A 26,325-nucleotide genomic window follows, 5' to 3' on the forward strand; every position below is an offset into this window, starting at 1 on the left:
TCGTCGTCGCCCGGTGCGCGGGAGCTACTTGACCTGGATGCTGTCGACGATCTTCGTCCGGTCCGCCTCGGTGAGCTTGCCCTGCTGGGCGTCGATGCGGACGGAGTAGATCTTTCCTTGGGAGTCGACGCCCGTGATGACCACACCGTCGACCTCGGCGCCCTTCGGGGGGAGCTGCGGCAGCCCCGTACCGGTGTAGGTGAAGTCGATGCGCTTGGCGCCGTCGGCCCCCTCGATGCCGGCGTCCTTCGTCGCCTTCACCTCGGTGGACGCCATCAGCAGCGCCCGGCCGACCGAGGCCGCGTCGTCGCCGGTGGTGGCGTCGGCGAAGCCGCTCTGGATGGTCACCTTCACCGTCGCGCGGCCGTCCTCGGTGCGCAGGGCCGCGGCGTCGTTGAGCTTGCCGCGCTCGGCCGCGGACTGCTCGGTGAGGTCGGCCGGATAGGCCAGGGACACCGTCGGGCCGGTGAGCTTCTTCCAGTCGTCGGGCACGGCCGGGGCGGCCGCGTCCGAGGACTTCTCGCCACCGCAGCCGGCCAGCACGAGCCCGGCGCCGAGGACGGCGGTCGTGACGGCGACGGCCCGTACCGCCCGCCGGACGGAAAGCTTGGTCATGATCACGTCTCCTTGTACCGGTGGATCACTTGGCACAGTAGCTGTACGGGAAGAAGGAGCGCTGACCGTTGGAGGGGGCTCCCAGGAACTCGGCCTTCGTCAGGCTCTTCTGGGACTCGGAGCTGGTGTAGGCGCCGTTGATGCCCGCTATCTCCAGGTTGATGTCGAGCCCGATCTCCTCGGAGGAGGAGGAACCGTCGTACTCCTGCTTGCTGACCTGGCCGTGGTTGAACGCGTAGTGGCCGAAGGGGTCGCCCGGACCGGGGTCCTTGGTGGGGACGGGGGTGCCGGTGAACAGGTAGTTGAAGGCGCTGTTCATGCCCTGGCCGGAGAAGAGCTGCTGCTTGATGGCGTCGGACTCGGCCTGGCTCATGTTCTTGTCGTCCAGCGGGACGGTGGTGGTGACGACCTGGGTGGTCGTGCCGCCGCCCTTCTCGTTGCCGTTGATGTCGCCCTTGAGACCGGCGTTGGCCTCGGCCTTGCCCTCCAGGGTGCGGGTCATCGTGATGCTTTTGACCTTGCCGGTCTTGCTGTCGACCGTGACGGTGATGGCACCGGCCGCCGAACCCGCGGCCTCGGCGCCCGCCTTGACGGGGCCGGCCTCGCCCTTCGCGTAGGCACCGCCGCTGACCTTGGCCTGGTAGGTGTACGCGTCGGTGTTGTTGATGTGGTTCTGCGTCAGCGTGACTTCGGAGGACTGGGAGAACTTGACGCCGACCTCGGCGGTGGCGCCGGGCTTGGGGGCCGGGGTGGTCGTGCCGTCGGGGTTGACCGTGTCCGGGGTGTTCATGCCCTTGCCGAACTGGAGACCGGCCTGACCGGCGGCTTCGAGGCTGATCTTCTGGGTGGTGATGTGCTTGTTGCCCAGCTTGTCCTCGATGTTCTGCTTGAGGCGGCTCTCCTTGGCCTTGGGCCCCTTGCCGAACCAGCTGGCGACCTCGGTGGAACCGCCGATGATCGGGCTGAGGTTGGAGAGCTTGTTGAGCCGGCTGAGCTTCTTGTACTCCTCCAGGTCCTTGCGGAACTGGTCCGCCTCCTCCTGGGAGTCGAAGATCCAGGTGTCGCCCGTGGTGACCGTGAGGCCGGCGGCCAGCTCGACCTTGTCCTTGCCCACGTTGCCGATCTTGATGCCGCCCTTGGGCTTCTCGGTGCCCTTGACCGAGCCGGCGTCCGTGAAGGTGAGCGAGACCTGCTCGTCGTTGTCGTCGACCTTGCCGTCCTTGTTGACGTCGGTCTTCGCCTTGAGGGTCGTCTCCTCGAAGCCGAACTCGCCGCCGAACTCGATGCCGAGCGTCTCGAAGGACACCCCGAACTTGCCGCCCTGGGTCCCCGCCTTGGTCACCGTGGCGCAGGTCAGCGGCTCGAACGCGGCGTTGGGATCGCCGCCGGCGTCGTCCCCGGTGCCGCTGGAGCAGCCTCCGCCGCCGCCCCACACGGACGAGATCGCGCAGGAGAACTTCGAGCTGATCCGCCCGCCGAGATCGGTCACCAGGAGGGCGCCCACGATGGCCACGGCCACCAGGACCATGCCCACGTACTCCAGGGCCGTGCCGCCCCTGTCGTCCCATGCTCCGCGCGAGGACATGAGCCCCCGACACCTCGTCCGTGGCATGTTGTCCGTCCTCCCCGATGGCCTTAGGGCTCGGAGGTTACGAGAGGAACAGCCGTGCGGACACGGGCCCGTGGGCCCAAATGCGGGACCTCATTCCGGACGTACCACCGGGAAGCGGTGGGCCCAGTGGGTCCAGGGGTCCCGGTGCGGTCACGACGGGGCCGCGACATGGCCTACGGGGCCCGGCGTACCGCGAGGACCGCGAGGTCGTCCTGCTGCTCGCCCCGGGTGAACGCGCGCATGTCGTCGACGAGCGAGCCGACCAGTCGGCCGGCGGTGATGTCGTCCCGTCCGCCGAGCCGCTCCTCCAGCGGGTAGAAGTCCCCGGCGGGCGAGCGGGCCTCGGTCAGCCCGTCGGTGCACAGCAGCAGCGTGGCCCCGGCGGGGAAGTCGAACCACGCGACCGTACGCGGTTCGTCGACCAGGGACGCCAGGCCCAGCGGTACGTGCTCCTCGCCCTCGCCGACGGCCGTGACGGTGCCCTCGTGCAGCAGGTAGGGCGCGATGTGCCCGCAGCCGACGACCTGCGTCCCGATCTCCTCCCCCACCCCCAGGACCAGCGCGGTGACGAACCGTTCGGGCTCTCCCCGCTGTCCGGCGTACGCGTTGTGCCGCACGACCGCCGCCTCCAGCGCGTCGACGAGCGCGGTCACGGTCGCCTCGCGGTGCGCGGCCTCCCGGAAGGCCCCCACCACGTCGATCGCCATGCCGATGGCGGCCAGCCCCTTGCCCTGGACGTCCCCGATGAGGACCCGGCTGCCCCACGGGGTGGCCACCACGTCGTAGATGTCGCCCCCGACGAGCTTGTCCTCCTGGAGGGGCTCGTACACCCCGTCCACCAGCACCTCGTCCGTCAGCACCGGCAGCGGCCGCAGAATCTGCCGCTGCATCGCCGCCGCGGTCGACCGCAACCGCACCAGGGCGCTCTCCCGCGCGATGCGCACCCGGGCCCCGTAGACCGCCAGCACACCGAAACCGACCGCGAACAGCGTCAGGATCACCCGGTCCAGCACCGGTTCCTCGGGCTGGAGGACCACCGGCGCGATGACGACGAGACTCACCCACGCCGACACCATCGCCGTCTGCCCCGGACTGCACAGCGCCGCCGCGAACGCCGGCAGGAACACCAGCAGCCCCAGCAGCAGCACCGCCGTGCCGGTCAGCAGTCCGAGGACGACCACCACGGCCGTCGCCGCCAGGGTCGCCAGGACCACGGTGCGGGTGGCGGGGGTGCGGATGGCGTTGAGGTCGTCGTTGTCCGTCGAACCGCGCGGCCGGGACATCGCTGCACGCAGCGGACGGAACATGCGGGCATCCTCCAGCGGCGATCTGGTCGCGTGCGTGTGCCGGACGTGGCGGCGGACCGGGAGGCGTCGATCATCCTCGCCCCCCGGGAAGCTGCGGGGAGGCTGGCCGCCTCCCCGCGGAAATGCCGCCGTCCGGGTGGCGCGGGACGGCCCCTGCCGGGGGACCGTCCGGCAGGGGCCGCCCGGCCCGGGCGGGGTGCGGCTACCGCACGTCGTAGGCGCGGGTGACGGTCTGGGTGACCGCGTTGTGGTGGGAGTCGGTGAGGGCGACCTTCAGCATGACCTGCTCACCGGTGGCACCGGTGTGGTCGACGACGGCCGTCCACCTGCCGTCCCGCCGCTCGGTCGGCGCCTCGGTCCAGGTGGTGCCGCCGTCGTAGGAGTAGGACAGCGAGGCCTCGGTGATCGTGCCCGCGGTGTACCCGGCGTGCCCCTCGGCCGACAGGCCGATCCTGATGCCGCCGCGCGCGGGCAGGGTGTTCATGCCGTCCACCGGGAGGTCGTACGCCGGGTGGAGGATCGGCAGGCCGCGGGAGTAGACGTCCGGCTCCCGGTGGGAGCGGAAGCTCCAGGTGGTGACGGCGGCGGTGGAGCGCTGCCAGTTGGGGTCGCCGCTGGAGATCTTCCCCAGGGTCTGGGTGAGCTCGTACGCGGAGTCCTCGTCCGGCACCGTGAACACGCCGTACGGATCGACGCGCCTGCCGATCTCCTCGCCGTCGCGCTTCAGCGACAGCTTGCCGAGGTCGCCGAAGGAACCGCCGTAGCTCCAGTGGTCGCCGGAGCCGTCGACCCAGAGCGCGTTCTGGAAGCCCATCAGATCGCCCTGCCGCTCGGCGGCGAGCATCAGCCCGCCGTCGGCGTCGCGTGCCGGGCCCGGCCGCAGGGGGCCTGCGTACCACTCCTCGGTGCTCCGCTGCCCGGCCTTGTAGGTGCGGTCCCGGTCGCCCATGAACGCGGCGAACGGGAAGCTGGTCATCGCGCCGTGGTACCAGGCCTCGTCGCCGGTCGTGTAGTAGGCGGTGCGGGTGACGGGCACGTGGACCGTCTGGAACAGGCTCACCGGAATCTGGGTGTCGCCGCTCCCGGAGGGCATGAGGAACAGCGCGTCGGTGTAGTCGGCCTCCTTGCCCATGGCGTGCCACGTCTCGGTGACCCGGGCCAGCCGGGAGTCGTTCGGCCGGTAGGTCCGGTCGGAGCGCAGCGGGCCCCCGGTCGGGAACGACAGGTTGTAGACGTAGGAGGAGCCGTCCTCGGAACCGGTCGCGCGCCAGGTGGGCCTGAACTCGAAGGTGCCCTTCCGGGCGCGCCCGTCGATCTCCGCGTAGAACCGCTGCACGGCGCCGTCGGCCGTGAGTGTTCCGCTGAGCCGCCAGGTGTCGTCCCACCCGCGGGTGTAGTTCAACGTGGTGCCCCGCAGCTTCGAGGGGCGGTCGGTGCGCACGCTCAGCCGGTGGGCCCTGCGGGCGTCGAGGACGACGGTGGTGTCCTTGGTGATCCGCGTCTGCGGGCGGGCGAGGTAGCTGACCGATTCGGCCGCGCCGCTCGCGTCGGACGTCGCCACGAAGCTGCTGATGGCGTAGTCGCCGGGACGCAGGCGGTAGGTCTGCTCGGGCGCGCCCGCGTTGCTGCGGCGCTCGCCGTCGTCCGTGTCGAGGCCGGCCAGGTCCAGCGACGAGGCACCGGCCGCGGGCTTTCCGTTGCGGTCGATGACCTTGACGCGCAGGGTGACGGTCTCCGGCTGGACGTAGAGCGTGACCGGCACGGAGACGTGGGCGCCGCCGCCGGACGCCGTGATCCGGCCCGTGACGGCACCGTACTGGGCGGCCGTGAGGCGGGCGAGGGGGTCGATGCGCACCGGCACCCGGACCGTGACGCCCGCGGGAACGGTCACCTTGTCGTGCGCCGGCCTGATGACGGCGGAAGTGACCTCGCTGCCGTCGTTGCCGTGCACTCCGCCGGCCTTCAGCCGCAGCGTCAGGTCGCGGCCTCCGGTGTTGGTGAAGGGCACCTGCACGGTGGTGCGGTCCGAGGCGTCCTGCGGCCAGTTGTAGCTGCCGCCCTGGACGGCGGGCGCGGAGAGCACCTGCTGGTGCACGGCCGCGTGCACGTCGAGGACGCCGGCGCCGGTCTGATCGGCACCCGCGACCTTGCCGCCGGTGCGGGCGGAGGAGACCAGGGCCGCCTTGACCTGCTGTGCGGTCCAGTCGGGGTGGGCCTGGCGGACGACGGCGGCCGCGCCGGCGACATGCGGGGTCGCCATGGAGGTACCCGACATGGACCGGTAGGCGTAGACGCCGCGGCCGCCCGCGGCAGCCGCCGAGATGTCGACGCCGGGTGCGGCGATCTCGGGCTTGAGGGTGTGGGTGACGGCCACCGGACCGCGGCTGGAGAACGGCGCGGTGGTGTCGTCGCGGTCGACGGCGCCCACGGTGAGCACACCGGGCGCGCAGCCGGGTGAGGAGACCGTCTCGGTGTGCGGGCCGCTGTTGCCCGCGGCGACGACGAACAGGCTGTGCGTGTTCTTCGAGAGCTCCTCCGCGGCCTGGGCGAGCGGATCGGCGCAGTCGCCGATCACGGAGTTGCCCAGGCTCATGGAGACGACGTCGGCCCGCTGGTCGACGGCCCACTGCATGCCGGCGATGATCCAGGAGGTCAGACCGGAGCCGCTGTCGTCGAGGACCTTGCCGATGAGGAGGTCGGTTCCGGGCGCGACGCCCTTCCTGCGGCCGTCGTCGGCCGCTCCGGAACCGCCGACGGTGGAGGCGGTGTGGGTGCCGTGGCCCTGGCGGTCGGCGGTGTCCGCCGAGTCCGTGAAGTTCTCGGCCGCCTTCACCCGGTCGACCAGGTCGGGGTGTTCGGCGTCCACGCCGGTGTCCAGCACGGCGACCTCGGTGCCCTTGCCGTCGTACCCCTCGGCCCAGGCCTCCGGCGCGTGCACCTGCCTGGTGGAACGGTCCAGCGTGCCCGTGACCTTGCTGTCCAGCCACAGCTTCTTCAGCGGGGCGGCGGCCCGCGAGCGGGAGCCGCTGATGTCCTGCCAGAAGTCGGCGGCACGGTCCTTGCCGGCCTTGAGCGCGACGCCGTTGACCGCCGGGAGGCTCGGGCCCCGCTCGGCGCCGCGGGGGGTCGCGGGTGCCGCCGCGGCGACGTCGACCCGGTTCTCGTACGTGGCGATGAGGGGCAGCTCGTCGGCGTGGGTGTCGTCGTAGCCCTGGCGGACGAGCCCGCTGACGTTGAACAGCTGCTCGTCGACCCTGCCCTCGGCGAGCGCCTGCGCGGCGCTCTCCGGGTAGACGTAGAGGTCCTTGCCCCGCTGGTAGGTCTGCACCAGCGGCTGCGATCCGTCCCCGCGCGGCAGAACGGCCGCCGAACTGCGGCCCGACGGGTCCGTGGTCACCAGCACCCGGTCGCCTGTGACGAGGGTGACCGTCACCTGCTTGCCGCCGGAAGCCGTGCTTCCGCTGCCGGTGAGGGGCCGGTTCGCCGAGGCGCCGTCGGTGGGTGTACCCGCCGCCCCGGAAGGCGTGACCGAGGTCATGGCCAGGACGGCGGCGGTCGCCGCGCCCAAGGCTATTCGCCCTATTGAATGCATGATTCTCCCTGCTCGAAGCCATGAACATGCCGTGCTGCGGCTGCATCCTGGCAGGGATGCGGAGCGTTCAGGGGGGCCGAGCCTGGCGGGTTCCCCACGTGACGGAAGTCCGACATGCGGGCACCGTCGGAGTGGCGGACGTTCACATTCCGTACGCCGGGGAGGCGTCGGCCGCCCTCGGGAGTTGCGTCACGTCCCGGCCGTCGCCCCGGGCCCGTCGGGGACCAGGGGCTCCCGGACGGGTGGACCGGATGGTTCAGACCCAGCCGACGCGCGCCGCGTGCCAGCCCAGCTGAAGGCGCGACTCCACTCCCGAGAGATCCATCAGACGGCGCACCCTGCGCTCCACCGTGCGGATGGACAGACCCAGTTCGGACGCGGCCCGCCGGTCGGACATCCCCGCCAGCAGGAGGGCCAGGACCTCCAGCTCCTCCTCGGTCGGCCGCTGGTCGCCCGCCGGCTCCCCGTGCGCGCCCGCGCCGGTGGTGAACAGGGGCCGCCCCTGGTCCCACTCCCTCTCGAAGAGGTGGACCAGGGCCGTCAGCAGACCGCTGGGATGAACGACGATCGCGCTCGGCTCGCCCCCGGAGTCCGTCATGTCCAGGGGCACCATGGCACGTTCACGGTCGGATACGACCATCTTCAGCGGGAGGGAGTCGGCCGTTCGGAGCTCCAGGCCCGCCGCCACGGCCTCCCGTACGTCCCGCACCACCTCGTGGCCGGAGAGGTAGTCCTTGGCGGCCACCACCCGGAAGTCGACGCCCCGGCCCAGCGCGGAGTTCTCCGACGAGTCGGTGTCCTCACGGGGTACGGCCGTGGGCTCACCGACGAGGAACACCAGCAACTCCCGCTGGGCCCCGAGCTGGAGCTGGAGGAACCGGTGGGCCACCTGCTCCACGCCCACGACCACCTCCACGACACCGCCGGCCGTGCGCGCGGCGGTCGTGCGGTACTGCTCGTCCAGCCTGGAGAAAGCGGTCTCGGCGAGGTGCAGGGCGTTGCGCTGCTCGGCGAGGAGGGGCGCCAGGGCCACCGAGGGCGGCGTGAGCCGGTAGCGGACGGGCCGCGGCACCCGCACGGCGGCGGGGTCCGGGGCGGCGTTCGCGGCCTCCCGGACGGCGGCGACCAGGCCGCGTGCGGCGAGCGCGAGCAGGATCCGCTCGCTCTCGCCCTCCCCGAGCCCGGCCTGCCCGGCGAGCTCCCGGGCGGAGGCGGTCGGGCGGGCCAGCAGTGCCGTGTAGACGGCTTCCTCGGACGGGCTCAGCCCCAGCGCCTGCAGCATGCGGCTCCCCCCGGGCAACGGACCCGTGCCCGGCCCCGGCGCAGCGCGTGCCCACGGACCGGACCCCTCTCGCCCGGAACCCTATCCCCCCTTTCCCGGACGTTCACGGCGACGATGCGCGGTCCCGCCGGAGCCGCCCGCCGGCCACCGGTCGCGCATCCCCCAAGACCGCTGCCGCGAGACCGAGTTGGCGACATCCCGACGGCAGAACAGGGCACGGCCGGGAGCGGGATCAGCGCCTTCCCGGGCGATCGGCCGCGCGTGTAGCTTGTCCCCGGCCCGTTCAGGCCGCGAAAGTCGTTGCGATACGGGGGTGGCCGGTGGGCGGGACCAGCGACGGGCTGACAGCGAGTCAGCTTCGCGTCTATCTGAGCATCGGTGCGTCGATTGTCGCGCTGCTCACCTTCTTCGGAATCCGCAACTTCGACGACCTGCGCGAGGCCGTCGGACACGGGCCGGCCGGCGACTCGGGCTTCTCCGACGCGTGCCATGCCGCGTACGAGGCCGAACACAGCCAGGAGAACGACAGCCGGGCAGCCCCTCCGACAGGTGCCAGTGGCCAGACCGAGGCCATGGCGCGCGCGTACCGCACCTACGCGCTGAGGTTGAGGCAGGCAGCGGACCTGACCAGCGATGCCACGCTCAGGACCGATCTCGTCAACGGCGCCGACGACGCGCAGCACACCGGCGACTGGTGGGAGAGCCCCGACCACTCCATGGAAAATCTTCCGGCGGGTTCGCGGGTGTTCGAACCGTGGGAGACCGACTGCCTCCGTCGCGGGATCCACAAGCCCTTGTAGGACGTCGGGGCGCGAGCGCTCCTGCCGGTTCCGATACGAGGCGGCGCACGTCATCGCCCGCACCGGCCGGGAGGTGGCCCGCCCGCTCCAGGACGACACCGCCGACTGCGACCCCCGGACGGCAGGTCCGGGCCGCCGCCCTCCTCGTCACGGCCGGGGCCCCCTCGTCGCTCTGAACGGCTCCGGCCGGATCGCGGGCCCGGGACGCCGCGCCCGGGGAAGTGCCGCCGTACGGGTGGTTCGGGAGTGGTGCCGTGGGAGGGGGCGCGTCGGCGGGGGCGAGCGCGGTGGTGCCCGGAGCCGGACTTGAACCGGCACGCCCCCGAGGGGCAGCGAGGTTTAAGCTCGCCGTGTCTGCGTTCCACCATCCGGGCCTGGCGCGCGGCTCCGCGTTGGCACATGACCCTATCCGGGGGCACTCCTCCGGCAGGCGAACACTGGCGCGATGTTGTCTTATTTTATTGATCGCTTGAGGGTCCGTCAGCACACGCGGAAGGCATAGTCACACGCCTGGGCGGGGTGGCGGGTGCGGGAGGCCCGTCTCCGAATTGACGGAAAGTCGCCGCACCCGCACAGCGGTTTCGCCAGGGGCGCGCCACCGATCGCCAGGGGCGCGCCACCCCCGGGCCGGCTACTCCTTCGCGACGGTGTCGTTGACGCAGCGCAGGACGGGGCGCGCGCCGAGGGCGTCGGGGTCCGGGAGGCGGGCTCCTGTGATCATGAACACGGTGGTCTCGCCGGGGAGCAGGGTGACGAGCATGCGGTCGGCGACGGCCGCCGGGTCGAGGCGGTCGGGGAAGAGGGACACGTCCTTCAGGAGGGTGCGGGCGGTCACCTCGACGCGGTAGGCGGGCGGTCCGGCGCCGTCGGGGTGCTCGGTGACGGTGACGTCGTAGCGGGGCGGTTCGAGGGCGAGGCGGGTGTCCTCGTCGAAGAAGCCCGTGGTGCGGGTGGTGCCGAGGCGGGCGGTCAGGAGTTCGGCGGCGGGGTCCGCCGGGGCGGCCACGGACGGCGGGAGGGGGACGCGGGTGACGCCCCTGGGGGCGACGGTGACGGTCTCGGTGTGCGTGGCCAGGGCCGTGCCGTCCAGGGCGTGGCGGGTCAGCCGCAGGGGGCCGGTCCAGGGCTCCGGGGCGTCGTTCACCAGGTGCGCGGCGTCGTCGCGGATCACGATCAGGCGGTCCGCGTACGCCTCCCGCAGGGCGTACCAGAGCGGTTTGCGGCGGCCGTCACCGTCCACGGCGGCCCAGGAGACGACGGGCCAGCAGTCGTTGAGCTGCCAGACGATCGTGCCCATGCAGTACGGGGTGTGGGAGCGGAAGTGGCGGATGCCGAAGGCGACGGCGCGGGCCTGGTTGAGCTGGGTGAGCCAGTGCCAGTCGTCGAAGTCGTCGCCCGGCAGCGGCAGGTGGTCGCCCACTCCGCGCAGCAGTTTGGCGTTGCCGTCCTCGGCCTTCTGGTGGTGGGCGAGCAGCGGGGCGTCGGGGGTGAGCGGGCCACTGACGGCGCGGCGCAGCGTGGCGTACGCGGGCGGGCCCTGGAAGCCGAACTCGGCGACGAAGCGCGGCACCCGGTCCGCGTACGCCCGGTAGTCGGCGCGGTTCCACACGTCCCAGACGTGGATCGTGCCGTGGGCCGGGTCCTGGGGGTGGAGGTCCTCCGTGCCGGAGTAGGGCGAGCCGGGCCAGTACGGGCGGGTGGGGTCGGCCTCGGAGACGATGGAGGGCAGCAGCTCGTGGTAGTAGCCGTGGCCCCAGGTGCGCTCGCCCAGCTCCTCGCGCCAGCCCCAGTCGGCGTGCCCCTCCAGGTTCTCGTTGTTGCCGCACCACAGCACCAGGGAGGGGTGCGGGGCGAGGCGGACGACGTTCTCCCGGGCCTCGGCCGCCACCTCGTCCCACAGCGGCTGCTCCTCGGGGTAGGCCGCGCAGGCGAACGGGAAGTCCTGCCAGACCAGGAGGCCCTTCTCGTCGCAGAGGGCGTAGAAGTCGTCGCTCTCGTAGAGGCCGCCGCCCCAGACCCGGACCAGGTTGACTCCGGCGGCGACCGCCTGGTCGAGGCGGGCGGAGAGCCGTTCGCGGGTGACCCGGGTGGGGAAGCAGTCCTCGGGGATCCAGTTCACCCCGCGTACGAAGACGTCCTCGCCGTTCACCGCGATGCGGAACGCATCCTCCTCCAGGGCGACGGAGCGGAAGCCCGTACGGAGCGTCCGGACGTCGTCGCCGACTCGGACCGTCACCTCGTACAGCGGCTGGGCCCCGTGGCTGTGCGGCCACCAGACCTCGGCCCGGGGGACGGAGAGGGTGACCGTGACGCGGTGCTCGTCGCCGGTGGTGGTGAAGGCGGCCGCCTCACCTGCCACCGCGACCTCGCCCGACAGCGGTGCGAGGCCGTCGTGGTCGAGCTCCAGCTCGGCGGTCAGCCTCGGCACCCCGGCCCCGTCGAGATCGGGCAGCAGCTTCACGGACGCGATCCTCGGGCCGCTCCAGGTCTCCAGCGCGACCGGGCGCCAGATGCCCGAGGTGACCAGGGTCGGGCCCCAGTCCCAGCCGAAGTTGCACGCCATCTTGCGGATGAAGGCGTACGGCTCCGCGTACGCCCCGGGGCGGTCGCCGAGCCGTTCGCGCAGTTCCTCGGCGTAGCTGTACGGGGCGGTGAAGCGGACGACGAGGGTGTTGGCGCCCTCGCGCAGCAGCGGGCGGACGGGGAAGCGGTAGGAGCGGTGCTGGTTGGCGGTGCGGCCCACCTCGGTGCCGTTGAGCAGGACGGTGGCGACGGTGTCGAGGCCGTCGAAGCACAGGGCGGCGTGGTCGTGCCCGTCCGGGGTCCAGTCGAAGGTGGTGCGGTATGTCCAGTCGGTGCGGCCGGTCCAGCCGAGCCGGGTCTCGTTGTCGTCCAGGTACGGATCGTCGATGAGCCCGGCCGCGAGCAGATCGGTGTGGACGCAGCCGGGCACGGTGGCGGGGAGCCCCCCGGCGGGCAGGTCCACGGGCACGGGGCCGTCGGCGGTCAGCGTCCAGCCGTCGTGCAGGGGGAGGTGGCGAGGGGTCACGCGGCGGTCCTTCCGCAGTCGGGGAGCTGGGCGCAGGCGACGAAGTGGTCCGGCTCGGTCTCGTGGAGCCCGTCCCCGGGGGCGCCGCCCTCGTGGAAGGCGCACGCGGTCACCGGCTCGGGCGGGTCCCACGGGGTGTTGAGGCGCGGGACGGCGGCGAGCAGGGAGCGGGTGTAGGGGTGGACGGGGTTGCCGAACACCTTCCGGGTGTCGCCGCGTTCGACGACCCGGCCGCGCCGCAGCACGACGGTCTTCTCGGCGAGGTAGGTGCCGAGCGCGAGGTCGTGGGTGATGTAGAGGACGCCGAGGCCGCGTTCCTTGAGGACGGCGAGCAGGTTGAGCACGTCGATGCGCGTGGAGGCGTCGAGCATGCTGGTGATCTCGTCCGCGACGAGGAAGCTCAGGTCGAGCAGCAGGGCGCGGGCGATGAGGAGCCGTTGCAGCTGGCCGCCGCTGAGCTGGTGCGGGTAGCGGCCGAGGACCTGGCCGGGGTCCAGCCGTACGTCCCGGACGGCCTTCTCGACCCGGTCGGCCCACTCCTTGTCGGGGACGCCCGGATGGTAGGCGCGGCGGATCAGGTCGAAGACCCGGTCGGCGCGGAAGACCGGGTTGTAGCAGGAGAAGGGGTCCTGGAAGACGCCCTGGACGCGGCGGTAGAAGTCCTTGCCGGGGCGGACCGGCCGGCCGTCCAGGGTGAGGGTGCCGGAGGTGACCCCGGTCAGTCCGAGGATCATCCGGCCGATGGTGGACTTCCCGCTGCCGCTCTCGCCGATGAGGGAGACGACCTCGCCGGGGGCGGCGGTGAAGGACACCCGGTCCACGGCGGTGACGGAGCCGCCGCCGAACGCCCCGGCGCGGTAGGTCTTGGTGACGTGGTCGAGGCTCAGCATCAGGCCTTCCAGCATGCGACGGAGTGGCGGGGGGCGATCTCCACGACCGGGGGCTCCTCGGCGCACCGCTCGTCGGCGAGCGGGCAGCGGTCGCGGAAGCGGCAGCCGGGCGGCGGGTCCAGCAGGGAGGGCGGGGCGCCGGCGATGCCCTTGAGGGGCTTGTCGGCGTACCGGGCGCCGACCTCGGGCAGCGAGCCGAGCAGCAGCTTGGTGTACGGGTGGCGGGGCGCGGTCGTCAGGGTCTTCGTGGGCGCCTTCTCGGCCAGCCTGCCCGCGTACATGACCATGATGGAGTCCGCGATGTGCGAGGTCAGCCCGAGGTCGTGGGTCACGAAGATCATGCTGGTGACCAGGCCCTTGTCGCGCAGTCCGGTGAGGGCGCCGACGACGGCCCGCTGGGTGGAGACGTCGAGCGCGGAGGTCACCTCGTCCGCGACGAGGACGGACGGGTCGAGGAGCGTGGAGATCACCATGACGGTGCGCTGCTTCATGCCGCCGGACAGCTCGATCGGGTAGCGGTCCAGGACGTCGTGGTCCAGGCCCACCAGGTCGAGCCTGCGGTGCAGTTCGGCGGTGTCGACGGAGGCGCCGCGCGAGGCGAGCAGTTCGCGGATCATCCGGCCGATGCGGCGGGTCGGGTTGAGCGCGCTCATGGAGTACTGCGGGACGAGCGATATCCGGTGGAAGCGGAAGGCGTTCATGGCGCGGTCGTCGGACACGGGCACGTCGTCGCCGTCCAGGGTGACGGTGCCGCCCGCGTGCCGCATCCGGCCGTCGAGCCGGATCAGCGACTTGCCCAGCGTGCTCTTGCCGCAGCCGGACTCGCCGGCCAGGCCCAGGATCTCGCCGTCGGCCAGGTCGAAGGAGACGCCGTCCAGGGCCCGGACCTCGCCGCGCAGGGTGCGGTAGTGGACCCGGAGGTCGGTCACGTTCAGGGTCATGGGGTCCGGCCTTCCGGGACGCGGTGGTGCGCAGGGGCCATGGCTCGGGCCTCCGGGGGAACAGTCGGGTTCATGGGGGCTCAGGCCTCCCGCAGTTTCGGGTTGAAGACCTCGTCGAGGCCGACGTTGGCGATGTACAGCGCGCCGACGATCGCGGTGATCCCTGCGCCGGGCGGGACGAACCACCACCACATGCCGAGCTGGAGCGCGCTCCACTGCTGGGCGCTCTGGAGCATCATCCCCAGCGAGACGCCCTCGGTGGGGCCGAGCCCGATGAAGTCGAGCGAGGAGGCGATCAGCACCGAGCCGCCGAAGAGCAGGATGAACATCATGAAGAGGTAGGAGCTCATGTTCGGCGCGATCTCGCGGAAGACGATGCGCCAGGTGCCGCTGCCGCTGAGCCGGGCCAGGTCCACGAACTCCCGGGTGCGCAGCGAGAAGGTCTGGGCGCGGATCGCGCGCGCCGCCCAGGGCCAGGAGGTGAGCCCGATGAACAGGCCCTGCACGGCGACCGAGCGGACGCCCAGATAGGCGTTGATGATCAGCAGGACGGCGAGGGCGGGCAGGACGAGCACCACGTTGGTGAGCATGTTCAGGATCTCGTCGACGGCTCCGCCCCGGTAGCCGGCCAGGAAGCCGACGAGCATGGCGATGACGGCGGCGATGGCCCCGCCGACGACGCCGACGAGGAACGTGGCGCGCAGTCCGTGCACGAACTGGGCGTAGACGTCCTGGCCGAAGGTGGTGGTGCCCATCCAGTACGTGCCGTCGGGCGGTGCGGCCTGCGGGCCCACGTATTCGTTCGGGTCGGCGTTGTCGAGCAGCGGCGGGCCGATGATGCCGATGAGCAGGAGCAGCACGACGACGGTGAACCCGATGAGCAGCTTGGGGTTGCGGACCGCGTAGTGCAGTGTCTCCCGGCCGGGGCGGGCGGCTGAGCCCGCCCCGGCGGACGGCTCGGTGGCCGGTTCGGGCGCGGTGCTCATGACTGGCCTCCTGCCATGCCCGTACGCGTACGGGGGTCGACGACGACGTACACGATGTCGATGAGGAAGTTGGCGATCAGGACGCCGATGACGATGAACAGGAAGGCGCCCTGGAGCAGGAAGAAGTCCTGGTTCTGGATGGCGGCCAGGATCAGCGAGCCGAGCCCCGGATAGGCGAAGACGATCTCGGTGACCAGCGCTCCGGCCACCAGGACGCCCAGCTGGAGGGCGAGTCCGGTGATCTGGGGCAGGACGGCGTTGCGGAAGGCGTAGCGGCGGATGAGCCGCTGGGGGGCGCCGAGGGCCGAGAGGTAGGAGGAGTAGTCGGACTCCAGCTCGTAGATGATCATGTTGCGCATGCCGATGGCCCAGCCGCCGAGCGCGACCAGGAAGAGCGAGAGGAACGGCAGCACCCAGTGCTGGAAGAGGTCGGTGGCGAAGGCGAAGGACCAGCTGGGCTGGATGTCGAGGCTGTAGCCGCCGGAGAGCGGGAACCAGCCCGCCTTGGAGCCGAGCGCCCAGGCGAGGATGACCGCGATCCACATGTAGGGCATGGCGGTGAGCAGATAGCCGGCCGGGAGCACGGTGTTGTCGAGCACCTTGCGGCGGGCGGCCAGCGCCCCGGCCCAGTTGCCGACGAACCAGCTCAGCAGCACGGCCGGGACCATCAGCCCCAGCGTGTAGGGCAGGGCGTCGAGCAGCACCTCGGAGACGGGCTTGGGGAACACCCAGATGGACAGCCCGAAGTCGCCCTGGAGCAGGGAGCCCCAGAAGTGCAGGTACTGCTGCCAGACGGGCTCGTCGAAGCCGAAGAGGTTGTTGTAGTAGGAGCGCATGGCCTCGACGGCCTCGGGCTGCGAGACCCGGGCACGGGCCACCATCGCGGCGACCGGGTCGCCGGGCATGAAGCGCGGGATCATCCAGTTGACGGTGACGGCGACGACGAAGGTCAGCGCGTAGATCAGAAGTTTGCGGGCGAAGTAGCGGCGCAAGGGGGCTCCCCGGGGAGAGCCCCGCCGGGCGGTCGGCGGGGCGTGGCCGCCGGCCGCCCGGCGGGGCGGGCGTGGACGCGGAGCGGGCGGCACGGACCGGCCGCTCCCGGAACGGGCGGCGTACGGCATGCGCGTACGCCTCGCGGTCCGGTTCCGGGCGGCGCGCGGTGGCCCGTGCGCCGCCCGGGTCTCAGAACGGCCGGATCACTTGGCGGGCTTGAGCTGGGTCAGCGCTTCAAAGCCGCCCATCTCCAGCCAGTTGCGCCACAGGGCGGGCGCGTACTTGGGCGCGCCCGGGGCGTCCGAGGGCCAGTTCGTCCAGGTCCCGGTGGTGGACTGGGCCCAGAGGCCGTTGTACCAGAGGGGGATGACCGGCATCTCCTTCAGCTGGATGGCCTGGAGCCGGGAGATGACCTTCTTCATGCCCTCGGTGTCGTCGGTCTTCACCCCGCCGAGCTCCTGGACGAGCTTCCAGGCCTCGGGGTTCTCGTAGCGGCCGAAGTTGACGGTGTTCTGCTGCTTCTGCACGGGCAGCTGGAACATGTACTCGTAGTACGTCCACGGAGTGCTGGAGAGCTGGCGTTCGTTGTTCACGACCAGGTCGAAGTCGCCCTTGCCGCGCTGCTCGTTGAGGGCGTTGGCGTCCGGGAACTCCGTGGTGATCTTGATTCCGGCGGCCTTGGCGGAGGAGGCGATGACCTTGGCGGCCTCCATCCAGTCGGTCCAGCCGGTGGGCACGGCGAGCTTCAGGCTGATCTTCGAGCCGTCCGTGTTCTCCACGAAGCCGTCGCCGTCGGTGTCCTTGTAGCCGCCGTCGAAGAGGATCCGCTTGGCCTCGTCGGTGTCGAAGGAGAAGCCCTCGCGGGCCACCAGGTCCCGGTCGACGAAGGCGTCCCACTGCGGGAGCAGACCGGTCGGGTTCGCGGCCTTGACCAGTTCCCCGTAGACGCCCTTGACGATCTTGCCGGTGTCGACGGAGGCGGCGAGCGCCTTGCGGAAGACCGCGTCGTTCATCGGCTTCCTGGTGGTGTTGGGCACCAGCCAGGCGGTGTTGGCGGAGAGCATGTAGGGCGGCTTGTCGTAGTACGAGACGACCTTCTTGCTCTTGATCAGCGAGGAGGCGCCGGGCAGGAAGTTGTTGCTGAGGTCGAGCTGGTTCTGGCCGAGCTGGCCGATGACGACCTCGTTGCTCGGGTTGGAGACGTCGACGATGTAGCGGGGCGCGGGCTTCATGGAGAGCGCCTTGACGCCCCACCAGTCGTCGCGCCGCTGCCACACGACCCGGTCCTGGGTGTGGCTCTTGAGCGTGTACGCGCCGGTGCCGACGGGCTTGTCGTTGACCCCGTCGAGGACCTCCTTCTCCGCGCGCTTGCCCCAGATGTGCTCGGGGACGATCGGCTGCCCGTAGAGGGTGAAGTCCCACTCCTGGTAGCGGGCCTCCTTGAAGGTGAAGCGGACGGTCGTGGCGTCCACCGCCTCGGCGCCCGAGAGCCAGCTCCACAGGGTGTGGAAGGACGACGCCTCGATCTTGCCGATGCCGTAGGAGTACGCCACGTCCTGGGCGGTCAGCGGCTTGCCGTCGGACCAGGTGATGCCGGGGCGCAGCTTCACCTCGTACGTCTTGTCCCCGGTCCAGGAGCCCGACTCGGCGAGCCAGGGCGTGAGCTTGCCCGCGTTGGGGTCGAAGTGGAACAGCGTCTCGTAGACCAGGCCCTTGGTGCCGGTGGCGTGGTCCCAGTTGTGCAGCGGGTTGTAGTTGGCCGGCGGTCCCCACTGCGTACCGGTGGTGTAGAGCGTCTCGTTGCGCGGGAGCGCACCGCCCCCGCCGCCCCCCGTGCCGCCGGAGCCGCCCCCGGAGGAGCCGCCTCCCGTGCACGCGGTGGCGGCGAGTCCGATCACGGCGAACGCGACGGCGATCCGTCCGCGGAAGCCCGTGCCCATGGTCCCTCCTTCTCCCCGCCGTCCCTGCCGAGCGGAGCTGCTGAACCGGGTAAGTGCCGTGAAGCTAAGGCCGTGGGGAAGGGCTGTCAAGATGGCGGGAGCGCTCCCATTTCTTTGGTTCCAGGGGAAGTTGGACGATCACTCTTCGCCGACTCCCCCTCCTGGCCCGGAGGACCGCTGGCTAGGATGCGCATGGATCACGAACCGGTTAAGCGAGGTCGCATGCCCAGACACCGCCCCACGATCGCCGACATAGCGCGCCGCGCCGGGGTCTCCAAGGTCGCGGTGTCCTACGCCCTCAACGACCGGCCGGGGGTCTCCCCCGCGACCCGCGCCGCGATCAAGGCCATCGCCCAGGAGATCGGCTGGCAGCCCAACAGTGCGGCCCGCGCCCTGACCGGCGCACGTGCCGACGCGGTAGGCCTCGCGCTCTGCCGGCCCGCCCGGCTGCTCGGCGTGGAGCCGTTCTTCATGGAGCTGATCAGCGGGATCGAGAGCGAACTGGCCCCGCGCGGGCGCGCGCTGCTCCTCCAGGTCGTCGACGGTCCGGAACAGGAGCTGGAGGTCTACCGCCGCTGGTGGGGCGAGGGCCGGGTGGACGGGGTGTTCCTCGCCGATCTGCGCGCGGCGGACCCCCGCGTCGCGGGCGTGGCCGGGCTGGGCCTGCCGGCCGTGGTGATCGGGCACCCCTCGGCGGCCGGCCCGCTGCCCGCCGTCTGGTCCGACGACCACACGGCGGTCCGGGACACCGTCACGTACCTGGCCGCGATGGGCCACCGCTCGGTCGCCCGGGTCGCGGGTCTTCCGGGGCTCAACCACACGGAGCTGCGCGACCGGGCCCAGCGCGAGATCTGCGCCGAACTCGGCCTCGGCGAACCGGTGATCGTCCACACGGACTACTCCGGCGAGGAGGGCGCGCACGCCACCCGGCGGCTGATCACCTCGGCGCGGCGGCCGACCGCCGTCGTCTACGACAACGACATCATGGCCGTGGCCGGGCTGTCCGTCGCCCAGGAGATGGGCCTCGACGTCCCCCGCGACCTCTCCCTCGTCGCCTGGGACGACTCCCAGCTCTCCCGGGTCGTCAGGCCGCCGCTGACCGCGCTCGGCCGCGACATCCCGGCGTACGGCGGCCACGCCGCGCGCACCCTGCTGACGCTGATCGACGAGGGCGCGGCGGCGGGCTACGAGGACGCGGCGGCCCGACTCGTGCCGCGCGGGTCGACGGCGCCGCCGCGGTAGGGCCTGCCGGGCCGCCCCCGTCGCCGGACAGGCCCCGGCGGACCCCCGGAGCGCGGAGCCGTCCGCCCGTACGGGGACGGCCGGTGTCATACCGCAGACGTACGCCGGGCCCCGGCGGTGCGACTCAGGGCTGTCCCGGGAACGGGCATCGGGAGTGACGACCGGCGGCCGGACGGCGGAGACGATGGTGAGGTGCCCCTGCCCCGGGCCCCCGCCGCCCGGCGGGTCCGGCGGGCGGGCCCCGTCCCGTACACCCCACCCGACCCTGGAGTCTCCCGTGACCACCCTGTCCACCGCTCACCGCGCCACCGCGGTGGCCGCCCGCGCCACGGAACTGTCGAAGGTCTACGGAGAGGGCGAGACCAAGGTCACCGCCCTGGACCGGGTCACCGTCGACTTCCCCCAGGGCGAGTTCACCGCCATCATGGGCCCCTCCGGCTCCGGCAAGTCCACGCTGATGCACTGCGTGGCGGGTCTCGACACCTTCAGCAGCGGTTCGGTGCGCATCGGTGACACGGAACTGGGCTCCCTCAAGGACAAGCAGCTCACGCAGTTGCGCCGGGACAAGATCGGCTTCATCTTCCAGGCGTTCAACCTGCTGCCGACGCTCTCGGCGCTGGAGAACATCACGCTGCCGATGGACATCGCGGGCCGCAAGCCCGACCAGGAGTGGCTGCGCGGGGTCATCGACATGGTGGGCCTCGCCGACCGGCTGAAGCACCGGCCGACCGAGCTGTCCGGCGGACAGCAGCAGCGCGTCGCGGTCGCCCGCGCCCTGGCCTCCCGGCCCGAGATCATCTTCGGCGACGAGCCGACCGGGAACCTGGACTCCCGCTCCGGCGCCGAGGTCCTCGGCTTCCTGCGCAACTCGGTGCGCGAACTGGGCCAGACCGTGGTGATGGTGACCCACGACCCGGCCGCCGCCTCCTACGCGGACCGGGTCGTCTTCCTCGCCGACGGGGCGATCGTCGACCAGATGCTGCACCCCACCGCCGACAAGGTGCTGGACCGGATGAAGGCGTTCGACACCAAGGGCCGCACCAGCTGAGCCCCGGGGCCCACCGGGTCCGGACGCCACGACCGGACCCCGGCCCCCGCCGACCGCCCACCCCCACCGGCCCACTCCTCCCGGGACTGACAGAGATGCTCCGTACCGCCCTGCGCAATGTGCTCGCGCACAAGGCCAGGCTGCTGATGACGATCCTCGCCGTGATGCTCGGCGTCGCCTTCGTGTCCGGCACCCTGGTCTTCACCGACACCCTCGGCCACGCCTTCCGCAACCAGTCGGCCAAGAGCTACGACGACGTCGCCGTGGCCGTCACCACGCACGCCGACCGGCGCGACCCCAAGTCCACCGGCATCGACGCCGCCACCCTGAAGCGGATCCAGGACCTGGACGGCGTGAAGAACGCCGCCGGCCGGGTCGACGGCTTCGCCGGGGTCGCCGACCCCCAGGGCAAGCTGATCGGCAACGGCTGGTCCAACACCGGGGCCAACTTCGCCCCCGGCACGGACGGCAAGGACACCCAGTACACCTTCACCGACGGCACCGGCCCCACCGCCGCCGGCCGGATCGCGCTCGACGAGGACACCGCGAAGAAGGGCGAGTACGAGGTCGGGGACACCGTCCGGGTCGCCACCAACGGGCCGGTGAAGGAGTACACCCTGTCCGGGGTCTTCACCACCGAGGACGGCGCGGTCAACGCCGGCGGCAGCCTGGTCCTCTTCGACACCGCGACCGCCCAGAAGCTGTTCCTGCGCCCCGGCGAGTTCCAGGACGTCGCCGTCTCCGCCACGCCCGGCACCTCCGACCAGCGCCTCCTGGCCGCCGTGAAGCCGCTGCTGCCGAAGGACGCCGAGGCGAGGACCGGCAAGGCCCTCGCCGACGAGCAGGCCGAGCAGATCGAGTCCGGGCTGAGCAACCTCAACAAGCTGCTGCTGGCCTTCGCCGGTATCGCGCTCTTCGTCGGCGTCTTCCTGATCGCCAACACCTTCACCATGCTGGTCGCCCAGCGCACCAAGGAACTCGCCCTGATGCGCGCCGTCGGCGCCTCGCGCCGCCAGGTCAAGCGCTCGGTGCTCCTGGAGGCCGCCGTGGTCGGCCTGATCGCCTCCGTCGTCGGCTTCGCCCTGGGCCTGGGCCTCGCCACCGCGCTGCGCTCGGCGATGAGCCTGATCGGCGGGAAAATCCCGGCCGGACCGCTCGTGGTCGCCCCGGTCACCGTCCTCGCCGCCTTCGCCGTCGGCGTCGTGATCACCGTGCTCGCCGCCTGGCTGCCCGCCCGCCGGGCCGCGAAGATCCCCCCGGTCGCGGCGATGAACAGCCTGCACGCGGTGGCCACGGTCAAGTCCCTCGTCCTGCGGAACTCCATCGGCGCCCTCCTCACCCTGGCCGGCGGCGCGGCGGTCGTCGGCGGCGCGGCGCAGTCCGGTTCGAACGGGCAGCTCCTCATCGCGGGCGGCGCCTTCCTCGCCCTGATCGGCGTCATCGTCCTGATCCCGCTGCTCTCCCGCCCGGTGATCGCCCTGGTGCGCCCCGCCCTGCGCCGGCTGTTCGGCGTCTCCGGCAAGCTGGCCGCGCAGAACGCGGTCCGCAACCCCCGGCGCACCGGCGCCACCGCCTCCGCCCTGGCGATCGGCCTCACCCTCGTCACCGGCATCTCGGTGCTCGGCGTCACCCTCGGCCGGGCGGTCGACAACGTGACCACGGACAACATCCGCGCCGACTACATGATCTCGATGGCGAGCGGCGACGCGCTCGACGAGTCGGCGCTCACCGCCCTGGAGAAGGCCGACGGCGTCACCGCGGTCTCCCCGCAGCAGGCCCTGTGGCTGACGGTCGACGGCGACCGGGGCGTCTCCGCCTCCGGCGTCACCCCGGGCGCGGTGGAGAAGGTCCTCACCGTGGACACCGTGGCGGGCTCCCTGGACGCCCTCGGCCGGGGCGAGATCGCCGTCTCCGACAAGACCGCCGCCTCGCACGGCTGGAAGACCGGGGACACCGTCACGGTCACCTACCAGGACGACAGGAAGGGCCGTCTGAAGGTCGGCGCGCTCTTCACGGACAACGAGTTCCTGTCGCCGGTCCTGGTCCCCCGCGACGTCGTGGCCCCGCACGAGGGCCGGCCGGACATCCGCGAGATCTGGGTGAAGACGGAGGGCGGCGCGAGCGCGGCCCACGAGCAGGCGCTGGTGGACGCGCTGGGCGACAACCCGGGCATGAGCGTCATGGACCGCCAGGACATCCGCGACATGTTCGGCGGCGGCATCAACCTCGCGATGAACATCATGTACGGCCTGCTGGCGATGGCCCTGATCATCGCGGTGCTCGGGGTCGTCAACACCCTGGCCATGTCGGTGTTCGAACGGCAGCAGGAGATCGGCATGCTGCGGGCGATCGGCCTGGACCGGCGCCGGGTGAAGCGGATGATCCGGCTGGAGGCGGTGGTCATCTCGCTGTTCGGCGCGGTGGTCGGCATCGGGCTGGGGCTCTTCCTCGGCTGGGCGATCGGGCAGACCGTCGCCAAGGAGATCCCCGAGTACGTCCTGGTCGTGCCGTGGGGCCGGATCGCGGTCTTCCTGCTCCTGGCCGGTCTGGTCGGGGTGCTGGCCGCGCTCTGGCCGGCCCGCAGCGCCGCGAAGCTGAACATGCTGACGGCCATCAAGACCGAGTAGCCGTGCCCGTACGCGAAGGGGCCGGTGTCCGCGGTGGACACCGGCCCCTTCGCCGTACGGTGCGCTCAGGCGCCCGCGTCGGCCGTCCACTCCCGGGCGCGCGGCGGCATCCGGGAGGCGCCGTCCTCCTCCGGGCGGACCGCCAGGATCTGGTTCACCCCGATCTTGTTGTGCTCGAAGGAGAGCGCGGAGGCGGCCATGTAGAGCCGCCAGACCCGGGCCCGGCCGGGCGAGGTCATCCGCACCGCGCCCGGCCAGTCCGCCTCCAGGTTCGCCACCCACCGGCGGAGGGTCAGGGCGTAGTGCTCGCGCAGCGCTTCGACGTCCCGCGCCTCGAAACCGGCCTCCTCCAGGGTGGCGAGGGTCCGGCCGAGCGGGGCGAGTTCCCCGTCGGGGAAGACGTAGGCGTCGATGAACTCGTCCACGTGGTAGGCGGATTCGTCCTTCTCGGGGCGACGGGCGATCTGGTGGTTGAGCAGCCGTCCGCCGGGCCTGAGGAGGGCGTACAGATCGTCGGCGTACTCGCGGTAGCGGACCGCTCCGACGTGTTCGGCCATGCCGATCGAGGAGATCGCGTCGTACGGGCCGTCGCGCACGTCCCGGTAGTCCTGGACGCGGATCTCGATGCGGTCGGTCAGGCCCTCCTCCGCGATGCGCTTGCGGGCGAAGGCGGCCTGCTCGACGGAGAGGGTGACCCCGGTGACCCGGGCGCCGTACTCCCGGGCGGCGTGGATCGCCATGGAGCCCCAGCCGCAGCCGACGTCCAGGAGCCGGTCGCCCTCCTTGAGGGCGAGCTTGCGGCAGACCAGGTCCAGCTTGTCGCGCTGGGCGTCCTCCAGCGTTCCGCTGTCCTCCCAGTAGGCGCAGGAGTAGACCATGGACGGGCCGAGGACCAGGGCGTAGAAGTCGTTGCCCACGTCGTAGTGGTGGCTGATGGCGGCCTTGTCGCGGCGCTTGCTGTGCCGGGTGCCGGCGCGTCCGCGGACCTCCTCGGGCGGCGGCGGGGGCGGCGGCCAGGGCCCGGCCAGCCGCAGCAGCCCCCGAGCGGCGGCGCGCAGCTTCGGATCGCGTACGGGGTGGACGCGCTCCCCCGTGCCGTCGCCGCGTTCCCAGATCAGACCGGCCATCAGGTCCAGGGCCTCGTACAGATCGCCCTCGATGTCGAGTTCACCGGCCACCCAGGCGCGGGCCAGGCCCAGCTCCCCCGGCTTCCAGAGCAGCCGGCGCAGCGCGCGGCGGTGCTTGACGACGAGGACGGGGGCTCCGGGCGGTCCCGATTCGCTGCCGTCCCAGGCCCGGACGCGGACCGGCAGGGGGGCGCCCAGCAGTTCCTGGGCGAGAGAGGTCAGCCGCAACGCGGCGTCGGCCATGGCGCACACCTCCGTGATGGTGTTTCCCTACGTGCGGGCACGCCCGCGCATGCCCGCACCCCGCCCCGGCACCCGCTGCGCCACGACGAGGTACACCCCCCTCAACAGTCTCCGGCGGCCGGGCCATCCCGCTACCGCGCAAGGGAACGGCAAAATCCTTGTACGGGGCACACATCCCGGGGCGGCGGGGCTCCGCGGTCCCGCGGTGCCCCGGGTCCGGATACGCCGAAGGGGCCGTCCGCACCACGGATGGCGGACGGCCCCTTCGGGCGTCGTGCGACGTGCGGCCGGGGATCCGGGGATCCGCCGGTCAGGGCGTCAGGAGGCCTTGGCCTTCTCGCCGGCCGGCTGCGCGGCGGCGGGGGCCGGGGCGGGCTTGGCGGCCTCGTAGAACTCCTCGCGGGGAGTCTCCATGGCGCCGAGCGAGACGACCTCGCGCTTGAGGAACATCGCCAGCGTCCAGTCGGCGAAGATCCGGATCTTGCGGTTCCAGGTCGGCATGGCCAGACCGTGGTAGCCGCGGTGCATGTACCAGGCGAGACGGCCCTTGAGCTTGATCTTCATCTTGCCCATGACGATCATCGCGACGCCCTTGTGCAGCCCCAGACCGGCCACCGCACCCTTGTTGGCGTGGCTGTAGGGGGCCTGCGGGAAGCCGCGCATCCCGGAGATCACGTTGTCGCCGAGGACCTTGGCCTGACGCAGCGCGTGCTGGGCGTTGGGCGGGCACCAGGCGTTGGGGTTGCCGGCCTTGCGGCCGATCATGTCCGGAACCTGGGCGTTGTCGCCCGCGGCCCAGATGTAGTCGGTGCCCTGCACCTGGAGCTTCTCGCTGGTGTCCACGTGGCCGCGGGGGCCGAGCGGCAGACCGAAGCGGGCGAGCGCCGGGTTCGGCTTCACACCGGCGGTCCACACGATGGTGTTGGAGTCGACCTCCAGGCCGTTCTTCAGCACCACGTGACCGTCGACGCAGGAGTCCATGGAGGTCGAGAGGAAGACCTCGACGCCACGGGACTCCAGGTGCTCCCGGCCCCAGGTGCCCAGCTTCGGGCCGACCTCGGGAAGGATCTTGTCGGCGGCGTCGACGAGGATGAAGCGCATGTCCTCGCGCTTCACGTTCGTGTAGTACTTCGCCGCGTCGCGGGCCATGTCCTCGACCTCGCCGATGGTCTCCGCGCCCGCGAAGCCGCCACCGACGAAGACGAAGGTCAGCGCCCTGCGGCGGACGTCCTCGTCCGTCGTCGAGTCGGCCTTGTCCAGCTGTTCGAGGACGTGGTTGCGCAGGCCGATGGCCTCCTCGATGCCCTTCATGCCGATGCCCTGCTCGGCGAGGCCGGGGATCGGGAAGGTGCGGGAGACGGCGCCGAGCGCGATGACCAGGTAGTCGAAGGGCAGCTCGTAGGACTCGCCGACGAGCGGCGCGACCGTGGCGACCTTGCGGTCCTGGTCAATGGTCGTGACGCGGCCGGTGAGTACCTCGGCCTTGGGCAGGACGCGTCGCAGCGGGACGACGACATGCCGGGGCGAGATGCTGCCGGCGGCAGCTTCGGGGAGGAAGGGCTGGTAGGTCATGTACGACCGGGGGTCGACGACCGTGACGGTCGCCTCTCCGTAGCGCATCTTCTTGAGGATGCGCCGAGCTGCGTACAGGCCTACGTACCCACCGCCTACTACGAGGATCCTGGGACGCTCCGTGGTGCTCATGCCATCGAGTATCCACCCCCCTCGGGGGGCATGCTCGTGAGCCCCTTCACAAGGATGTGGCCCCTGTCTGCTACACTCCGCGGCCCACGTGACCCAGGTCATGACCGTACGGGGGAACCACCGCATCCCGGTGAACGTTGTTCACCGCCTGTGAGCTGGCCCTTGATTCGCCGCCCCGGCTGGACCACACCCCCCGGCGGCCCGCCCCCGGACCCGCCGGAATCCCGCCGCGCACGGCCGGAGTGACCCGGCCCACTCCCCTCGGACCCCGTTCGGAGCCCAAGTGCGCCCCGAGCACCCGCATTCCTTGTGAAGAACTTCACGAAG

17 protein-coding genes and 1 tRNA gene are annotated in these 26,325 nt (G+C 71.8%); 4 read left to right on the plus strand and 14 right to left on the minus strand.

The genetic code is table 11. The features are described 5' to 3' along the window. Positions 1-24: 24 nt before the first annotated feature. The 5 genes from ACFVDM_RS32820 to ACFVDM_RS32840 all read right to left on the minus strand — a co-directional run bounded on the left by ACFVDM_RS32820 (position 25) and on the right by ACFVDM_RS32840 (position 8,408). Positions 25-615, minus strand: a complete 591-nt coding sequence (locus ACFVDM_RS32820; RefSeq protein WP_383649002.1) for a hypothetical protein — start codon at positions 613-615, stop codon at positions 25-27. A gap of 25 nt (positions 616-640) precedes the next feature. Next, positions 641-2,200 (minus strand): Flp family type IVb pilin, encoded by a 1,560-nt coding sequence (locus tag ACFVDM_RS32825; RefSeq protein ID WP_383649004.1) that lies wholly within the window; start codon positions 2,198-2,200, stop codon positions 641-643. A gap of 200 nt (positions 2,201-2,400) precedes the next feature. Continuing rightward, positions 2,401-3,534, minus strand: coding sequence for a PP2C family protein-serine/threonine phosphatase (locus tag ACFVDM_RS32830; RefSeq protein ID WP_383649006.1), 1,134 nt, complete (start codon positions 3,532-3,534; stop codon positions 2,401-2,403). Between the two features lie 202 nt (positions 3,535-3,736). Next, the gene (locus tag ACFVDM_RS32835; protein WP_383649008.1) at positions 3,737-7,126 is read right to left on the minus strand and encodes a S8 family serine peptidase; all 3,390 of its coding nucleotides are present in this window, start codon (positions 7,124-7,126) and stop codon (positions 3,737-3,739) included. 256 nt (positions 7,127-7,382) lie between these two features. After that, positions 7,383-8,408, minus strand: a complete 1,026-nt coding sequence (locus tag ACFVDM_RS32840; protein ID WP_383649010.1) for a helix-turn-helix domain-containing protein — start codon at positions 8,406-8,408, stop codon at positions 7,383-7,385. A gap of 320 nt (positions 8,409-8,728) precedes the next feature. On the opposite strand from ACFVDM_RS32840, the gene ACFVDM_RS32845 reads away from it, so the two are divergent. Then, positions 8,729-9,208, plus strand: a complete 480-nt coding sequence (locus ACFVDM_RS32845; protein ID WP_383649012.1) for a hypothetical protein — start codon at positions 8,729-8,731, stop codon at positions 9,206-9,208. 288 nt (positions 9,209-9,496) lie between these two features. Here ACFVDM_RS32845 and ACFVDM_RS32850 read toward each other — a convergent pair. The 7 genes from ACFVDM_RS32850 to ACFVDM_RS32880 all read right to left on the minus strand — a co-directional run bounded on the left by ACFVDM_RS32850 (position 9,497) and on the right by ACFVDM_RS32880 (position 18,007). Next, positions 9,497-9,582, minus strand: a tRNA-Leu gene (locus tag ACFVDM_RS32850). Positions 9,583-9,839: 257 nt separating this feature from the next. Beyond that, entirely contained in the window at positions 9,840-12,257 is a 2,418-nt protein-coding gene (locus ACFVDM_RS32855; RefSeq protein WP_383649014.1) for a glycoside hydrolase family 2 protein, read from the minus strand. Beyond that, complete coding sequence (locus ACFVDM_RS32860; protein ID WP_383649016.1) at positions 12,254-13,162, minus strand: ATP-binding cassette domain-containing protein; 909 nt, start codon at positions 13,160-13,162, stop codon at positions 12,254-12,256. The genes ACFVDM_RS32855 and ACFVDM_RS32860 overlap by 4 nt, the downstream gene beginning before the upstream one ends. Then, complete coding sequence (locus ACFVDM_RS32865) at positions 13,147-14,088, minus strand: ABC transporter ATP-binding protein (RefSeq protein WP_383649018.1); 942 nt, start codon at positions 14,086-14,088, stop codon at positions 13,147-13,149. The genes ACFVDM_RS32860 and ACFVDM_RS32865 overlap by 16 nt, the downstream gene beginning before the upstream one ends. An 80-nt stretch (positions 14,089-14,168) precedes the next feature. Next, on the minus strand, positions 14,169-15,074 hold the full coding sequence (locus tag ACFVDM_RS32870) for an ABC transporter permease (RefSeq protein WP_383649020.1): 906 nt from the start codon (positions 15,072-15,074) through the stop codon (positions 14,169-14,171). Then, complete coding sequence (locus tag ACFVDM_RS32875; protein WP_383649022.1) at positions 15,071-16,066, minus strand: ABC transporter permease; 996 nt, start codon at positions 16,064-16,066, stop codon at positions 15,071-15,073. The genes ACFVDM_RS32870 and ACFVDM_RS32875 overlap by 4 nt, the downstream gene beginning before the upstream one ends. 204 nt (positions 16,067-16,270) lie before the next feature. Further along, positions 16,271-18,007: an ABC transporter substrate-binding protein gene (locus ACFVDM_RS32880; RefSeq protein ID WP_383649024.1), complete on the minus strand. Its 1,737-nt coding sequence runs from the start codon at positions 18,005-18,007 to the stop codon at positions 16,271-16,273. Positions 18,008-18,229: 222 nt separating this feature from the next. Between ACFVDM_RS32880 and ACFVDM_RS32885 the strand changes: the two genes are divergently transcribed. The 3 genes from ACFVDM_RS32885 to ACFVDM_RS32895 all read left to right on the plus strand — a co-directional run bounded on the left by ACFVDM_RS32885 (position 18,230) and on the right by ACFVDM_RS32895 (position 22,924). Then, a complete protein-coding gene (locus ACFVDM_RS32885; RefSeq protein WP_383649026.1) occupies positions 18,230-19,249 on the plus strand; it encodes a LacI family DNA-binding transcriptional regulator in 1,020 nt (339 codons plus the stop codon). 277 nt (positions 19,250-19,526) lie between these two features. Continuing rightward, entirely contained in the window at positions 19,527-20,297 is a 771-nt protein-coding gene (locus tag ACFVDM_RS32890; protein ID WP_383649028.1) for an ABC transporter ATP-binding protein, read from the plus strand. A 95-nt stretch (positions 20,298-20,392) separates the two neighbouring features. Continuing rightward, on the plus strand, positions 20,393-22,924 hold the full coding sequence (locus ACFVDM_RS32895) for an ABC transporter permease (RefSeq protein ID WP_383649030.1): 2,532 nt from the start codon (positions 20,393-20,395) through the stop codon (positions 22,922-22,924). A gap of 65 nt (positions 22,925-22,989) precedes the next feature. On the opposite strand, the gene ACFVDM_RS32900 is transcribed toward ACFVDM_RS32895, so the two are convergent. Continuing rightward, on the minus strand, positions 22,990-24,294 hold the full coding sequence (locus ACFVDM_RS32900) for a class I SAM-dependent methyltransferase (RefSeq protein ID WP_383649032.1): 1,305 nt from the start codon (positions 24,292-24,294) through the stop codon (positions 22,990-22,992). 318 nt (positions 24,295-24,612) lie between these two features. Continuing rightward, the gene (locus tag ACFVDM_RS32905; protein ID WP_383649034.1) at positions 24,613-25,998 is read right to left on the minus strand and encodes an NAD(P)/FAD-dependent oxidoreductase; all 1,386 of its coding nucleotides are present in this window, start codon (positions 25,996-25,998) and stop codon (positions 24,613-24,615) included. Positions 25,999-26,325 lie beyond the last annotated feature (327 nt).

It is taken from the genome of Streptomyces sp. NPDC057682 (genome assembly GCF_042799575.1).
Classification (GTDB): domain Bacteria; phylum Actinomycetota; class Actinomycetes; order Streptomycetales; family Streptomycetaceae; genus Streptomyces.

Bases quoted from the DNA above. Each gene is read 5' to 3' on its own strand.
- ACFVDM_RS32820 (WP_383649002.1), bottom strand. From the start codon at position 615: ATGACCAAGCTTTCCGTCCGGCGGGCGGTACGGGCCGTCGCCGTCACG.
- ACFVDM_RS32825 (WP_383649004.1), bottom strand. From the start codon at position 2,200: ATGTCCTCGCGCGGAGCATGGGACGACAGGGGCGGCACGGCCCTGGAG.
- ACFVDM_RS32830 (WP_383649006.1), bottom strand. From the start codon at position 3,534: ATGTTCCGTCCGCTGCGTGCAGCGATGTCCCGGCCGCGCGGTTCGACG.
- ACFVDM_RS32835 (WP_383649008.1), bottom strand. From the start codon at position 7,126: ATGCATTCAATAGGGCGAATAGCCTTGGGCGCGGCGACCGCCGCCGTC.
- ACFVDM_RS32840 (WP_383649010.1), bottom strand. From the start codon at position 8,408: ATGCTGCAGGCGCTGGGGCTGAGCCCGTCCGAGGAAGCCGTCTACACG.
- ACFVDM_RS32860 (WP_383649016.1), bottom strand. From the start codon at position 13,162: ATGCTGGAAGGCCTGATGCTGAGCCTCGACCACGTCACCAAGACCTAC.
- ACFVDM_RS32865 (WP_383649018.1), bottom strand. From the start codon at position 14,088: ATGACCCTGAACGTGACCGACCTCCGGGTCCACTACCGCACCCTGCGC.
- ACFVDM_RS32870 (WP_383649020.1), bottom strand. From the start codon at position 15,074: ATGAGCACCGCGCCCGAACCGGCCACCGAGCCGTCCGCCGGGGCGGGC.
- ACFVDM_RS32880 (WP_383649024.1), bottom strand. From the start codon at position 18,007: ATGGGCACGGGCTTCCGCGGACGGATCGCCGTCGCGTTCGCCGTGATC.
- ACFVDM_RS32885 (WP_383649026.1), top strand. From the start codon at position 18,230: ATGCCCAGACACCGCCCCACGATCGCCGACATAGCGCGCCGCGCCGGG.
- ACFVDM_RS32895 (WP_383649030.1), top strand. From the start codon at position 20,393: ATGCTCCGTACCGCCCTGCGCAATGTGCTCGCGCACAAGGCCAGGCTG.
- ACFVDM_RS32900 (WP_383649032.1), bottom strand. From the start codon at position 24,294: ATGGCCGACGCCGCGTTGCGGCTGACCTCTCTCGCCCAGGAACTGCTG.
- ACFVDM_RS32905 (WP_383649034.1), bottom strand. From the start codon at position 25,998: ATGAGCACCACGGAGCGTCCCAGGATCCTCGTAGTAGGCGGTGGGTAC.